The following is a 14,811-nucleotide window of genomic DNA, read 5'->3' as shown; positions in this document are numbered from 1 at the left end:
GCCATGCCCGGCACCCAGCGCGAAGTCGAATTCCGTTTCCTGGCCCAGCCCACCGATGTGAACTTCGGCGGCAAGGTGCATGGCGGCATGGCCATGAAATGGCTCGACCAGGCCGGCTACGCCTGCGCGGTGGGCTGGAGCGGGGCCTATTGCGTCACCGCTTCGGTCAGCGGCATCCAGTTCCTCGCGCCCATCCTCATCGGCGACCTGGTGACCGTGCGGGCCCGTCTCATCCACACCGGCACCTCGAGCATGCACCTGGCCGTCGACGTGCTGGCCCGCGACCTGCGTTCCGGCGAGCAGCGCCTGGCGACCAGCTGCGTCATGGTCTTCGTGGCCCTGGACAAGCCCGACGGCGGCAAGCCCACGCCCGTTCCGCCGTGGAAGCCCGTGGAGGAGAAAGACAAGCGGCTGCAGGAATACGCGATGAAGCTCATGGAGATGTCCCGCGCGATGGAGCCCCTGGTCCTGGCGACCCGGGAGGCTTAACTCCAGGCCTCGGCCTTGGGAGTTGCCGGAACTGTGGGAGCCGCTATAGCGGCGAGAAGCCAACGGAGCGATGAAGCGGCGAGGCAGGTTCCCTCGCCGCTAAAGCGGCTCCTACATGGTCGCTGCGACCCCTGCATTTTGTGTGCAGAAGTTATTGACAGGTTCGCGGACGCTCGCGACAATAGGCGTTCTTTGTTGGAGGAATACCCAAGCGGCCAACGGGGGCAGACTGTAAATCTGCTGGCTTACGCCTTCGGTGGTTCGAATCCACCTTCCTCCACCAGACGAGTTCCGCGCAGTGCGGGAGTAGTTCAATGGTAGAACTTCAGCCTTCCAAGCTGATTGTGCGGGTTCGATTCCCGTCTCCCGCTCCATTGTTCATACGCGCATTGCGTCATGTGCTCATGTAGCTCAGTCGGTAGAGCACTTCCTTGGTAAGGAAGAGGTCGCTGGTTCGATTCCAGTCATGAGCACCATCTTCGTCGTCCGCGGCGGTTCCTTTTTTACTATCTCATTGGCTCCAGCGGAGTTTAACGCTCATGGCAAAGGGTAAGTTCGAACGCACCAAGCCGCACGTCAACGTCGGCACCATCGGTCACGTCGATCACGGCAAGACCACGCTGACGGCTGCGCTGACGAAGGTCGGTGCCGAGCGCTTCGGTGGCGAATTCAAGGATTACGGCTCGATCGACGCGGCGCCGGAAGAGAAGGCGCGCGGCATCACGATCTCCACGGCCCACGTGGAATACGAATCGCCGACCCGTCACTACGGCCACGTCGATTGCCCGGGTCACGCCGACTACGTCAAGAACATGATCACCGGTGCCGCCCAGATGGACGGCGCGATCCTGGTGTGCTCGGCCGCCGACGGCCCGATGCCGCAGACCCGTGAGCACATCCTGCTCTCGCGTCAGGTCGGCGTGCCGTACATCGTGGTGTTCCTGAACAAGGCCGACATGGTCGACGACGCCGAGCTCCTCGAGCTCGTCGAGATGGAAGTCCGCGAGCTGCTGTCGAAGTACGAGTTCCCCGGCGACGATACCCCGATCATCTCGGGTTCGGCCCGTCTGGCTCTCGACGGCGACCAGTCCGACATCGGCGTGCCGGCGATCATCAAGCTCGTCGATGCGCTGGATACCTGGATCCCGACGCCGGAGCGCGACATCGACAAGCCGTTCCTGCTGCCGGTCGAAGACGTGTTCTCGATCTCCGGTCGCGGTACCGTGCTGACCGGTCGCGTCGAGCGCGGCATCGTCAAGGTGGGCGACGCGGCGGAAGTCGTGGGCCTGCGCGACACCCAGACCACGACGGTCACGGGCGTCGAGATGTTCCGCAAGCTGCTCGACCAGGGCCAGGCCGGCGACAACGTCGGCGTGCTGGTTCGCGGCCTGAAGCGTGAAGACGTCGAGCGCGGCCAGGTGCTGGCCAAGCCGGGTTCGGTGACCCCGCACACGAACTTCGAGGGCGAAGTGTACGTCCTGTCGAAGGACGAGGGCGGCCGCCACACCCCGTTCTTCAGCAACTACCGTCCGCAGTTCTACTTCCGCACCACGGACGTCACGGGCTCCATCAAGCTGCCGGAAGGCACCGAGATGGTGATGCCGGGCGACAACGTGAAGATCACCGTCGAGCTCGGTTTCCCGATCGCGATGGACGAAGGCCTGCGTTTCGCCATCCGTGAAGGCGGTCGTACCGTCGGCGCCGGCGTGGTCTCGAAGATCATCAAGTAAGAACGATGCCGGTCCTTCGGGGCCGGCAGCCGGTCGCGAGGCGGGCAGGTCATCGACCGCCCGCCTTCGCGGTTCCACTGTTTCACCTGTACGCCAGTAGCTCAATTGGCAGAGCAGCGGTCTCCAAAACCGCAGGTTGGGGGTTCGAGTCCCTCCTGGCGTGCCACTCCCGAGTCCGCATGAATACGAAGGCACAAGAAGCCAAGGGTATGAGCCCGGCCGATCTCGGCAAGCTGGCGCTTGCGCTGGTCGTGCTCGTCGCCGGCATCGTCGGTTTCTACTATTTCGGCGATAACCCGAGCGTGCCGTCGTTCGCGCGCGTCGCCGGAGTCATCGTCGCCGTGGCCGCCGCCATGGCCATTGCCGCATTCACGGCCCCCGGCCGCAAGCTGCGCGGCTTCGTCGCCGAGTCGCAGTTCGAAATGCGCAAGGTCGTATGGCCGACGCGCGACGAAACGCTGAAGACCACGGGTGTCATCCTGGTGGTGGTTGTCATTCTTTCGCTGCTGATGGGCTTGATCGACTGGTTGTTGAAGTCGATCGTGCTCGATTGGCTGCTCAAGCTCGGACATTGAGGTAAGGCATGAGCAAGCGCTGGTACGTGGTTCACGCCTACTCGGGTTTCGAGCAGCAGGTCCGCAAGGCCCTGGAAGAGCGCGTCAAGCGCGAGGGCATGGAAGAGAAGTTCGGTGAGATCCTGGTTCCGACCGAGGAAGTCATCGAGATGCGCGGCGGCCAGAAGCGCCGCAGCGAGCGCAAGTTCTTCCCCGGGTATGTCCTGGTCCAGATCGAGACCGATACGAGCGGCAAGACCCCGCGTATCGACGACGAGTGCTGGCACCTGGTCAAGGAGACCCCGAAGGTCCTGGGCTTCATCGGCGGCACCGCCGATCGTCCGCACCCGATCCGCGACAGCGAGGCCGACAACATCCTGAGCCGCGTGCGCGAGGGTGTGGAAAAGCCCCGCCCGAAGGTCCTCTTCGAGCCGGGCGAGATGGTCCGGGTCACCGACGGTCCGTTCAACGACTTCAACGGCGTCGTCGAGGAAGTCAACTACGAAAAGAGCCGCCTGCGCGTCGCGGTGCTCATTTTCGGTCGCTCTACCCCGGTCGAACTCGAGTTCGGTCAGGTGGAGAAGGCCTGATCCAGGCCTTCTGGCCGGCTTCGCCGGCCCTCCGGCACAGGGTTTGCATAGCCCGTGTGAGGAGCCTATAATGCCCGGTTCACGCTGGAGCCTTGTGCTCCGGCGTGTCCGTGTTTCAGGGGTTCGCAGGCGCGCGCCCATCCACACTCCACGGACGGTCTACAGCGAGGAGCCGCAAGGCGCCAGCACTCGCGAGGAAAGATAAATGGCAAAGAAAGTCATTGGTTACATCAAGTTGCAGGTGAAGGCCGGCCAGGCCAACCCGTCGCCGCCGGTCGGTCCCGCGCTGGGTCAGCGTGGCCTGAACATCATGGAGTTCTGCAAGGCCTTCAACGCCGCCACGCAGAAGCTCGAGCCGGGTCTCCCGATCCCGGTCGTGATCACGGCCTACTCGGACCGTACCTTCACCTTCATCACGAAGACCCCGCCGGCCTCGATCCTCCTCAAGAAGATCACGGGCGTGGCCAAGGGCTCGCAGAAGCCGAACACCGACAAGGTGGGCAAGGTCACCCGCGCCCAGCTCGAGGAAATCGCGAAGCAGAAGGAGCCGGATCTCACGGCTGCCGATCTGGATGCCGCCGTGCGCACGATCGCCGGCAGCGCGCGTTCCATGGGTCTGGTGGTGGAGGGTTAAGACATGGCAAAGCTCACCAAGCGTATGAAGGCCGCCACGGCCGCCGTGCAGCCCGGCAAGACCTACGGTCTCGACGAGGCGCTGAAGATCGTCAAGGACAACGCCAAGGCGAAGTTCGCCGAGTCGGTGGACGTCTCCGTCCGCCTCGGCATCGATGCCAAGAAGTCGGACCAGGGCGTCCGCGGTTCCTCGCTGCTGCCGCATGGCACCGGCAAGACCGTCCGCGTCGCCGTGTTCGTTCCGCCGGGTGAAAAGGCCGATGCCGCCCTCGCGGCCGGTGCCGATGCCGTCGGCATGGACGACCTCGCCGAGAAGATGCAGGCGGGCGACCTGAACTACGGCCGCGTCATCGCCACGCCGGACGCCATGCGCGTCGTCGGCAAGCTCGGCCAGGTGCTCGGTCCCCGTGGCCTGATGCCGAACCCGAAGGACGGCTCGGTCACGGCCGACGTCGCCACGGCGGTCAAGAACGCCAAGGCTGGCCAGGTGAAGTTCCGCAACGACAAGGGCGGCATCATCCACGCCACGATCGGCAAGGCGAGCTTCGAGGCCGCCCAGCTGGCCGACAACCTCAATGCGCTGCTCGGCGACCTGCTGAAGGCCAAGCCGGCTGCGGCGAAGGGTCAGTACATCCAGAAGGTGTCGCTGTCGAGCACCATGGGCGTGGGCGTGCCGGTCGATACCTCGACCGTGACCACCTCGGCCAAGTAAGTGTTACGACCCTCGCCGGCCAAGCCGGCGAGGGCACGTTTTTGAGGGCGGCCCCGGTTGCGCATGCGCGACATCGGGGCAGCCGTCAAAGACCGTAGGCGCGGATAGCGCGCGACGACGACGAGCAGGGAGCTCGTGTTGGCAAGGAATCGCCGTCGTCGGCAGCGGATTCGCTTAATCGGAGGCCCCTACGGCTCCAGCCTGCGTAGATGGTGCAGCCCCTTCTGGCATTCGTTTCGAATCTGGAAAGGCCACCACCCGGGATGCCCGCATCCCCGACGTCAGGACGATGTCGCCCAGGACCGCAAGCGGCAGGAGTCGTGAGCGGAGTTAAATTGGAGGAGTGCAATGGCTCTCAATCTGTCCCAGAAGCAAGAAGTAGTCGCCGAGCTGGCAGAAGTCGCCGCGAAGGCTCACTCCTTGGTCGCCGCCGAATACGCGGGCACCACGGTCTCTCAGATGACCGAGATGCGCAAGAAGGCCCGTCAGTCGGGTGTGTTCCTGAAGGTTGTCAAGAACACGCTCGCCGCTCGCGCCGTGGCCGGTACCGAATTCGAGGTCGTCAAGGACGCCCTGGTCGGTCCGTTGCTGTATGCGTTCTCGACCGAGGAACCGGGCGCCGCTGGCCGCCTGATCAAGGAATTCGCGAAGACCAACGACAAGCTCAAGCCGAAGGTCGTCTCCATCGAGGGCAAGCTGTTCGATGCCAAGCACGTCGACGTGCTGGCCTCGCTGCCGACCCGCGAAGAGGCCCTGGCCATGCTGGCCCGCGTGCTGGCCGAGCCGGTCACGATGTTCGCCCGCGCCGTCAAGGCCGTGGCGGACAAGCAGGGTGGTGGCGAAGTCGCCGCCGAAGCCCCGGCCGAAGCCTGACCTCGACTTTTCCATTCGAAACCCCATTTCAGAAGGTAAGAAACAATGTCCACCCTGACCACCGAACAGATCGTTGAAGCCATCAAGGCCAAGTCCCTGACGGAAATCATGGAGCTGGTGAAGTCGATCGAAGACACCTTCGGCGTCTCCGCCGCCGCTCCGGTCGCCGTGGCCGCTGGCCCGGCCGCCGCCGGCCCGGCTGCCGAAGCGCAGACCGAGTTCGACGTGATCCTGAAGTCCGCCGGCGACAAGAAGGTCGACGTGATCAAGGCCGTCCGCGCCATCACCGGCCTGGGCCTGAAGGAAGCCAAGGACCTCACCGAGGCCGGCGGCGTCGTGAAGGAAGCGGCCTCGAAGGAAGATGCCGAGAAGTTCAAGAAGGACCTCGAAGCTGCCGGCGCCACGGTCGAACTCAAGTAATCGGCGCCTTGCGCGCCAGTCGTTCGACATAGCGTCAAGCGAGCCTGGGGGCGTAAGCCCCCGGGCTTTGGCCGTTCCACGGGCCTGTTCCATCGTTCCATGTTCCGTTCCGTCGGAAATGGGACATCGGGAGTCGAGGGCATCGATGCCCTGCGGTACGAATCCCGATCTCCGATTTTCGATTCACCATTTAGCCGGTGCGTGCATCACCGGCGCCACTGAGAACCGAGGCGGTACCCACCATGACCTACTCGTTTACCGAGAAGAAGCGCATCCGTAAGGACTTCGGCAAGCGGCCCCCCGTTCTGGGCGTGCCCAACCTGCTGACGATCCAGACCGACTCGTACAAGGAATTCCTGCAGGAGCAGGTGAACCCCAAGGCGCGCGAGGACAAGGGCCTGCACGCCGCCCTGAAGTCGGTGTTCCCGATTTCCAGCTACTCGGGCAACGCCGCCCTCGAATACGTGGATTACCGGCTCGGCGAGCCGGCGTTCGACGAGCGCGAGTGCCGCAACCGCGGCATGACGTTCGGCGCGCCGCTGCGCACCACCGTCCGCCTGGTCATCTACGACAAGGACAGCCCGGCTTCCAAGAAGGCCGTGAAGTACGTGAAGGAGCAGGAGGTCTACATGGGCGAGATCCCGCTCATGACCGAGACCGGCACCTTCATCATCAACGGCACCGAGCGCGTCATCGTCTCGCAGCTGCACCGTTCCCCGGGCGTGTTCTTCGACCACGACCGCGGCAAGACGCACAGCTCGGGCAAGCTGCTGTTCTCGGCCCGCGTCATTCCTTACCGCGGTTCGTGGCTCGACTTCGAGTTCGACCCGAAGGACGCGCTGTTCACCCGCATCGACCGTCGCCGCAAGCTGCCGGTGACCGTGCTGCTGCGCGCGCTCGGCTACACGAACGAAGAGATGCTGAGCATCTTCTTCGAGCACAACGTGTTCCACCTGGGCAAGAAGGGCGCCGTCACGCTCGACCTCGTCGCCGAGCGCCTGCGCGGTGAAACCCTGTCCTTCGATCTCGTGATCGACGGCAAGGTGCTGGTCGAGGCCGGCAAGCGCATCACCGCGCGCCATGTGCGCCAGCTCGCCAACGAGAAGATCGCCACGCTGGAAGTGCCGGACGACTACCCGGTCGGCCGCATCGTCGCGATCGACATGGTCGACAAGGACACCGGCGAGATTATCGCCGCGGCCAACGACGAGCTGACCCTCGAGCACCTCGAGCGCTTCCGCAAGGCCGGCATCGAGACGGTGCCCACGCTTTACGTGAACGACCTCGACCGCGGTGCGTACATCTCGAACACGCTGCGCATCGATAACACGCGTACGCAGCTCGAGGCCCTGGTCGAAATCTACCGGATGATGCGTCCGGGCGAGCCGCCGACCAAGGATGCCGCGCAGAACCTGTTCTTCAACCTGTTCTTCACCTTCGACCGCTACGACCTCTCGGCCGTGGGCCGCATGAAGTTCAACCGTCGCGTCGGCCGCAAGGACGTGATCGGCCCGGGCGTGCTGTACGACCACAAGTACTTTGCCGAGCGCAAGGAAGAAGAGTCCCAGCGCCTGGTGGCCGAGCAGGGCGAGACGTCGGACATCCTCGACGTGCTGCGCGTGCTCATCGACATCCGCAACGGCACCGGCACGGTCGACGACATCGACCACCTGGGCAACCGTCGCGTGCGCTCGGTCGGCGAAATGGCGGAGAACACCTTCCGCATCGGTCTCGTCCGCGTCGAGCGCGCGGTTCGCGAGCGCCTGTCGCTGGCCGAATCCGAGGGCCTGACCCCGCAGGAGCTCATCAACGCCAAGCCGGTCGCGGCGGCGGTGAAGGAGTTCTTCGGCTCGTCGCAGCTCTCGCAGTTCATGGACCAGAACAACCCGCTGTCCGAAGTGACCCATAAGCGCCGCGTGTCGGCGCTCGGACCGGGCGGCCTGACCCGCGAGCGCGCCGGCTTCGAAGTCCGCGACGTGCACCCGACCCACTACGGTCGCGTCTGCACCATCGAGACGCCGGAAGGCCCGAACATCGGCCTGATCAACTCGCTGGCCGTGTACGCCCGCACCAACGCCTACGGCTTCCTCGAGACGCCGTACCGCAAGGTCGAGAACGGCAAGGTCACCGACAAGGTCGATTACCTCTCCGCCATCGAAGAGGGCGATCACGTGATCGCGCAGGCGAACTCGCCGCTCACGAAGGACGGCAAGTTCATCGAGGACTTCGTGTCCTGCCGTTTCCGTGGCGAATCGGAGCTGCGTCCGTCGGCCGAGATCAACTACATGGACGTCTCGCCGATGCAGACCGTGTCGGTCGCGGCGGCGCTCGTGCCGTTCCTCGAGCACGACGACGCGAACCGCGCGCTCATGGGCGCGAACATGCAGCGCCAGGCCGTTCCGACCCTGCGCAGCCAGAAGCCGCTCGTCGGCACCGGCATCGAGCGCGCCGTGGCGCGTGACTCGGGCGTGACCGTGTCCGCCCGTCGCGGCGGCGTGATCGACCAGGTCGACGCGGCGCGTATCGTCGTGCGCGTGAACGAGAACGAGGTCGGCGACGACGATGCCGGCGTCGATATCTACACGCTGACCAAGTACACCCGTTCCAACCAGAACACCAACCTCAACCAGCGTCCGCTGGTGAACGTGGGCGACGTGGTGGCGGTGGGCGACACGCTGGCGGACGGTTCCTCGACCGACCTCGGCGAGCTCGCGCTCGGCCAGAACATGCTCGTCGCGTTCATGCCCTGGAACGGCTACAACTTCGAAGACTCGATCCTGATCTCCGAGCGCGTGGTCCAGGAAGACCGCTACACCTCGATCCACATCGAGGAACTGACCTGCATCGCTCGCGACACCAAGCTCGGTGCCGAGGAAATCACGGCCGACATTCCCAACGTGGGCGAGCAGGCGCTCGCGCGCCTCGACGAATCCGGCATCGTGTACATCGGTGCGGAAGTGAAGGCGGGCGACATCCTGGTCGGCAAGGTCACGCCGAAGGGCGAGAGCCAGCTCACGCCGGAAGAGAAGCTGCTCCGCGCGATCTTCGGCGAGAAGGCCTCCGACGTGAAGGACAGCTCGCTGCGCGTGCCCCCGGGCATGGACGGCAACGTCATCGACGTGCAGGTCTTCACCCGCGACGGCATCGAGAAGGACAAGCGTGCCAAGCAGATCGAAGAGACCGAGCTGAAGCGGATCCGCAAGGATCTCGACGACCAGTTCCGCATCCTCGAGGGCGCGATCTACGCCCGTATGCGCTCGCAGCTGGTCGGCAAGACCGCGATGAGCGGCCCGGGTGGCCTGAAGCGCGGCGCCACGATCGACGACGCCTACCTGGACAGCCTGAAGAAGGACGACTGGTTCAAGATCAACGTCAAGGAAGAGGAAGTCTCCGAGTTCCTCGAGCGCGCGGCCGAGCAGGTCAAGCGCCACAAGGAGAGCTTCGACAAGCGCTTCAAGGAGAAGCAGGGCAAGATCACCCAGGGCGACGACCTCGCTCCGGGCGTGCTCAAGATGGTCAAGGTCTACCTGGCCGTGAAGCGCCGCATCCAGCCGGGCGACAAGATGGCCGGCCGTCACGGCAATAAGGGCGTCGTGTCGATGATCGTGCCGGTCGAGGACATGCCGTTCTCCGCCGACGGCCGTCCGGTCGACATCGTGCTGAACCCGCTGGGCGTGCCTTCGCGTATGAACATCGGCCAGATCCTCGAGGTCCACCTCGGCTGGGCGGCGAAGGGCCTGGGCCACAAGATCGAGGCGATGATCGAGGCCAACGAGCGTCCGGCGAAGCTGCGCGAGTTCCTGGACGAGGTCTACAACCACGGCAACGCCGGTGCGGAAGGCGCGGTGCGCCATGTCGACCTCAAGTCGATGTCCGACCAGGAGATCTCCTCGCTGGCGAACAACCTGCGCGACGGCGTGCCGATGGCGACGCCGGTGTTCGACGGTGCCGAGGAGTCCGAGATCAAGCACATGCTGAAGCTCGCCGGCCTGCCGGAATCCGGCCAGACCATGCTCTTCGACGGCCGTACCGGCGAGGCGTTCGACCGCCCGGTCACCGTCGGTTACATGCACATGCTGAAGCTGAACCACCTCGTCGACGACAAGATGCACGCGCGTTCGACGGGTCCGTACTCGCTCGTTACCCAGCAGCCGCTGGGCGGCAAGGCGCAGTTCGGCGGCCAGCGCTTCGGCGAAATGGAAGTCTGGGCGCTCGAGGCCTACGGCGCGGCGTACACCCTGCAGGAAATGCTGACCGTCAAGTCGGACGACGTGCAGGGCCGCAACCAGATGTACAAGAACATAGTGGACGGCAACCACGAGATGGCCGCTGGCATGCCGGAATCCTTCAACGTGCTCGTGAAGGAAATCCGCTCGCTCGGCATCGACATCGAGCTCGAAGAGATCAAGTGATCGTCGCGGCTACCGGAGATTACGCATGAAAGACCTGCTCAATCTGTTCAACCAGCAGCGACAGACGCTGGACTTCGACGCGATCAAGATCGCTCTGGCTTCGCCGGAGCTGATCCGTTCGTGGTCGTACGGCGAAGTGAAGAAGCCGGAAACCATCAACTACCGCACGTTCAAGCCTGAGCGTGACGGTCTGTTCTGCGCGGCCATTTTCGGTCCGATCAAGGACTACGAGTGCCTGTGCGGCAAGTACAAGCGCATGAAGCATCGCGGCGTCGTCTGCGAGAAGTGCGGCACCGAGGTCACCCTGGCCAAGGTCCGTCGCGAGCGCATGGGTCATATCGAACTGGCCAGCCCGACCGCGCACATCTGGTTCCTGAAGTCGCTGCCTTCGCGCATCGGCCTCATGCTGGACATGACCCTGCGCGACATCGAGCGCATCCTGTACTTCGAGGCCTTCGTGGTGATCGATCCGGGCCTGACCGCGCTCGAGCGCGGCCAGCTGCTCAGTGAAGACCAGTACCTGGAAGCCACCGAGGAGCACGGCGACGAGTTCGACGCCCGCATGGGTGCCGAGGCCGTCTACGAGCTGCTGAAGAGCCTCGACCTGCCGGGCGAGGTCATCCGCCTGAAGGAAGAGATCGCGTCGACGAACTCCGAGACGAAGCTGAAGCGCCTCACCAAGCGCGTGAAGCTGATCGAGGCGTTCCTCGAGTCGGGCAACAAGCCGGAGTGGATGGTCCTGACCGTCCTGCCGGTGCTGCCGCCCGACCTGCGTCCGCTCGTTCCGCTGGACGGCGGCCGCTTCGCCACGTCCGACCTCAACGACCTGTACCGCCGCGTCATCAACCGCAACAACCGCCTGAAGCGTCTGCTCGAACTCGCCGCGCCCGACATCATCGTGCGTAACGAGAAGCGCATGCTGCAGGAGTCGGTCGACGCGCTGCTCGACAACGGCCGCCGCGGTCGTGCCATCACCGGCACGAACAAGCGCGCGCTGAAGTCGCTCGCGGACATGATCAAGGGCAAGCAGGGCCGCTTCCGTCAGAACCTGCTCGGCAAGCGCGTCGACTACTCGGGCCGTTCGGTCATCGTGGTCGGCCCCACGCTGCGCCTGCACCAGTGCGGCCTGCCGAAGAAGATGGCGCTCGAGCTGTTCAAGCCCTTCATCTTCGCCAAGCTGCAGGCCCGTGGCGAAGCCACGACCATCAAGGCCGCGAAGAAGCTCGTCGAGCGCGAGGAAGCGCAGGTCTGGGACATCCTCGAGGACGTGATCCGCGAGCACCCGGTCATGCTCAACCGTGCGCCGACGCTGCATCGCCTGGGTATCCAGGCGTTCGAGCCGGTGCTCATCGAAGGCAAGGCGATCCAGCTGCATCCGCTCGTCTGCACGGCGTTCAACGCCGACTTCGACGGTGACCAGATGGCCGTGCACGTGCCGCTGTCGATCGAGGCGCAGCTCGAAGCCCGCGCCCTGATGATGTCGTCGAACAACATCCTGTCGCCGGCGAACGGCGAGCCGATCATCGTGCCGTCGCAGGACGTCGTGCTCGGCCTGTATTACATGACCCGCGAGCTGATCAACGCGAAGGGCGCCGGCATGGTGTTCGCGAATATCGGTGAAGTGCGTCGCGCCTACGACAACCGTGCGGTCGAACTGCACGCGAAGGTGAAGGTGCGCGTGCGCAGCGTGGAAACCGTCGATGGCGAGCGCGTCGAGCGCCACCCCCTCGTCGAGACCACGGTGGGCCGTGCCCTGCTGGCCGAGATCATCCCGGAGGGCCTGCCGTTCGCGCTGGTCAACACCGAGCTGACCAAGAAGAACATCTCGCGCCTGATCAACCAGAGCTATCGCCTGCTCGGCCTGAAGGAATCGGTCGTGTTCGCGGACAAGCTGATGTACACCGGCTTCCGTTTCGCGACGCGCGCCGGTATCTCCATCGGCATCGACGACATGAAGATCCCGGCGGAGAAGAAGGGCATCCTCGAGGAAGCCGAGAAGGAAGTCGTCGAGATCCAGGAGCAGTACCAGTCGGGCCTGGTCACCGCCGGCGAGCGTTACAACAAGGTCGTCGACATCTGGTCGCGCACCAACGAACTGGTCGCCAAGGCGATGATCGACGGTATCGGTACCGAGAAGGTCACCGACGCCGACGGCAACGTGGTCAACCAGAAGTCCATGAACTCGCTGTACATCATGGCGGACTCCGGTGCCCGCGGTAGCGCGGCCCAGATCCGTCAGCTGGCGGGCATGCGCGGCCTGATGGCCCGTCCGGACGGCTCGATCATCGAGACGCCCATCAAGGCGAACTTCCGCGAAGGCCTGAACGTCCTGCAGTACTTCAACTCGACCCACGGTGCCCGTAAGGGCCTCGCGGATACCGCGCTGAAGACGGCGAACTCCGGCTACCTGACCCGTCGTCTCGTCGACGTGGCGCAGGACGTCGTCATCACCGAGCACGATTGCGGCACGGAAGACGGCATCCTGATGTCCCCGATCGTGGAAGGCGGCGACGTGGTCGAGCCGCTGCGCGAGCGCGTGCTCGGCCGCGTGGTGGTTGAGGACGTCTATGCCCCGGGCGACGACGACCAGCCGATCGTGACCCGCGACACGCTGCTCGACGAGTTCCTGGTCGACAAGCTCGACAAGGCCGGCGTGCAGCTGATCAAGGTGCGTTCGCCGATCACCTGCCGTGCCAGCCACGGCGTGTGTGCCCTGTGCTACGGCCGCGACCTGGCCCGTGGCCACCTCGTCAACATGGGCGAGGCGGTGGGCGTGGTGGCCGCGCAGTCGATCGGCGAGCCGGGTACCCAGCTGACGATGCGTACCTTCCACATCGGCGGCGCGGCGTCCCGTGCGGCCGCGGTGGACAACGTGACGGTCCGGACGACCGGCGCGCTGAAGTTCAACAACCTGAAGTCGGTCGAGCACGCCCAGGGTCACCTGGTGGCGGTCTCGCGTTCGGGCGAAGTGAGCGTCATCGACGCCAACGGCCGCGAGCGCGAGCGTTACAAGGTGCCTTACGGCGCGACCATCACGGTGAAGGACGGCGACCCGGTCAAGGCCGGCCAGACCGTCGCGAACTGGGATCCGCACACCCACCCGATCGTCACGGAAGTGGCCGGCGTGGTCCGCTTCATCGACTTCATCGATGGCGTGACCGTGCAGTCGCAGACCGACGAGCTGACCGGCCTCGAGTCGGCGGTGGTCACCGATCCGAAGCGTCGCGGTACGCAGGCCAAGGACCTGCGCCCGATCGTCCGCCTGGAAGACAGCAAGGGCCGCGAGCTCAAGCTGCCGGGCACCGACATCGCGGCTCAGTACTTCCTGCCGGCCGGCGCCATCGTGTCGATCCAGAACGGGGCGGAAGTGGGCGTGGGCGACGTGGTTGCCCGTATCCCGCAGGAAACCTCGAAGACCCGCGACATCACGGGTGGTCTGCCGCGCGTGGCCGACCTGTTCGAAGCCCGCAAGCCGAAGGAGCCGGCGATCCTGGCGGAGCGCTCGGGCATCGTCAGCTTCGGCAAGGACACCAAGGGCAAGCAGCGCCTGATCATCAAGGACGTGGACGGCAACGAGCACGAAGAGCTGATCCCGAAGTGGCGTCAGGTCATCGTGTTCGAGGGCGAGCACGTGGAGAAGGGCGAGACCGTGGTGGACGGCGAGCCGAATCCGCACGACATCCTGCGCCTGCTGGGTGTCGAGCCGCTGGCCTCGTACCTGGTCAAGGAGATCCAGGACGTCTATCGCCTGCAGGGCGTGAAGATCAACGACAAGCACATCGAAGCGATCATTCGCCAGATGCTCCGCAAGGTCGAGATCACCGAGTCGGGTGACAGCACGTACCTCCGCGGCGAGCAGGTCGAGCGCGTCCGGATCAACGAGGAGAACGACCGTGCCGAGGCCCGCGGCGAGCGCCGTGCCGACTTCGAATCGGTCCTGCTGGGCATCACCAAGGCGTCGCTGGCCACCGAATCGTTCATCTCGGCGGCCTCGTTCCAGGAGACCACCCGCGTCCTCACCGAGGCGGCGGTCCGTGGCACCCGCGACACGTTGCGTGGCCTGAAGGAAAATGTTATTGTTGGGCGGCTAATCCCTGCGGGTACGGGCCTGGCATACCACGCTTCGCGTCGTAGCCAGGGCGGCCTGACGGCCTCGGAGCTCGAAACCCTGTCGGGTTCGGCGCCTGCCGTCACGTTCGAAGAGGCTCCCGCCGGGTCCAACGATAGCGCCGAGTAAGGCCCGTACGCGGGTTTTGCTCGTACATACGAAATGAGGCGCAAGGAAGCGCCTCGTGTTCGGATTCATGGACGATGGGCGCAGCCCGCTTTCGCGGGCCACGCACGTCAACAACGCTTCTCTGGCGGGCCGATCTATCGGTCTGCCTTTATGTTTCTCAG

The 14,811-nt window shown here is 64.9% G+C and carries 10 protein-coding genes and 4 tRNA genes; all 14 read left to right on the top strand.

Features of this window, described 5'->3' with window-relative positions; genetic code table 11:
• Positions 1-3 precede the first annotated feature (3 nt).
• The 14 genes from HBF32_RS09475 to rpoC all read left to right on the top strand — a co-directional run bounded on the left by HBF32_RS09475 (position 4) and on the right by rpoC (position 14,650).
• Positions 4-489, top strand: coding sequence for an acyl-CoA thioesterase (locus HBF32_RS09475; RefSeq protein WP_166699394.1), 486 nt, complete (start codon positions 4-6; stop codon positions 487-489).
• Positions 490-686: 197 nt separating this feature from the next.
• Positions 687-772, top strand: a tRNA-Tyr gene (locus HBF32_RS09470).
• Positions 773-789: 17 nt separating this feature from the next.
• A tRNA-Gly gene (locus HBF32_RS09465) sits at positions 790-863 on the top strand.
• Between the two features lie 26 nt (positions 864-889).
• A tRNA-Thr gene (locus tag HBF32_RS09460) sits at positions 890-965 on the top strand.
• Positions 966-1,028: 63 nt separating this feature from the next.
• Positions 1,029-2,219 carry an elongation factor Tu gene (tuf, locus tag HBF32_RS09455; protein ID WP_166699393.1) on the top strand — a complete coding sequence of 397 codons (1,191 nt, stop codon included), beginning with the start codon at positions 1,029-1,031 and terminating at the stop codon, positions 2,217-2,219.
• Between the two features lie 90 nt (positions 2,220-2,309).
• Positions 2,310-2,385: transfer RNA gene (locus HBF32_RS09450), tRNA-Trp, on the top strand.
• A 13-nt stretch (positions 2,386-2,398) separates the two neighbouring features.
• Complete coding sequence (gene secE / locus HBF32_RS09445) at positions 2,399-2,794, top strand: preprotein translocase subunit SecE (protein ID WP_166699392.1); 396 nt, start codon at positions 2,399-2,401, stop codon at positions 2,792-2,794.
• 8 nt (positions 2,795-2,802) lie between these two features.
• Entirely contained in the window at positions 2,803-3,363 is a 561-nt protein-coding gene (gene nusG, locus HBF32_RS09440) for a transcription termination/antitermination protein NusG (protein ID WP_166699391.1), read from the top strand.
• Positions 3,364-3,568: 205 nt separating this feature from the next.
• Positions 3,569-3,997: a 50S ribosomal protein L11 gene (gene rplK / locus HBF32_RS09435; RefSeq protein WP_045829444.1), complete on the top strand. Its 429-nt coding sequence runs from the start codon at positions 3,569-3,571 to the stop codon at positions 3,995-3,997.
• A 3-nt stretch (positions 3,998-4,000) separates the two neighbouring features.
• Positions 4,001-4,708 carry a 50S ribosomal protein L1 gene (gene rplA, locus HBF32_RS09430; RefSeq protein ID WP_166699390.1) on the top strand — a complete coding sequence of 236 codons (708 nt, stop codon included), beginning with the start codon at positions 4,001-4,003 and terminating at the stop codon, positions 4,706-4,708.
• Between the two features lie 348 nt (positions 4,709-5,056).
• Entirely contained in the window at positions 5,057-5,581 is a 525-nt protein-coding gene (rplJ, locus tag HBF32_RS09425) for a 50S ribosomal protein L10 (RefSeq protein WP_166699389.1), read from the top strand.
• 45 nt (positions 5,582-5,626) lie between these two features.
• Entirely contained in the window at positions 5,627-6,001 is a 375-nt protein-coding gene (gene rplL / locus HBF32_RS09420) for a 50S ribosomal protein L7/L12 (protein ID WP_166699388.1), read from the top strand.
• Between the two features lie 242 nt (positions 6,002-6,243).
• Positions 6,244-10,413 (top strand): DNA-directed RNA polymerase subunit beta, encoded by a 4,170-nt coding sequence (gene rpoB / locus HBF32_RS09415; protein WP_166699387.1) that lies wholly within the window; start codon positions 6,244-6,246, stop codon positions 10,411-10,413.
• A gap of 25 nt (positions 10,414-10,438) precedes the next feature.
• Complete coding sequence (rpoC, locus tag HBF32_RS09410) at positions 10,439-14,650, top strand: DNA-directed RNA polymerase subunit beta' (RefSeq protein WP_166699386.1); 4,212 nt, start codon at positions 10,439-10,441, stop codon at positions 14,648-14,650.
• Positions 14,651-14,811: the final 161 nt, after the last annotated feature.

It is taken from the genome of Luteibacter yeojuensis (genome assembly GCF_011742875.1).
In the GTDB taxonomy this organism is placed as follows: Bacteria; Pseudomonadota; Gammaproteobacteria; order Xanthomonadales; family Rhodanobacteraceae; genus Luteibacter; species Luteibacter yeojuensis.
The sequence above is the reverse complement of the archived record's forward strand: the minus strand, read 5'-3'. Positions and strand labels throughout refer to the sequence as shown.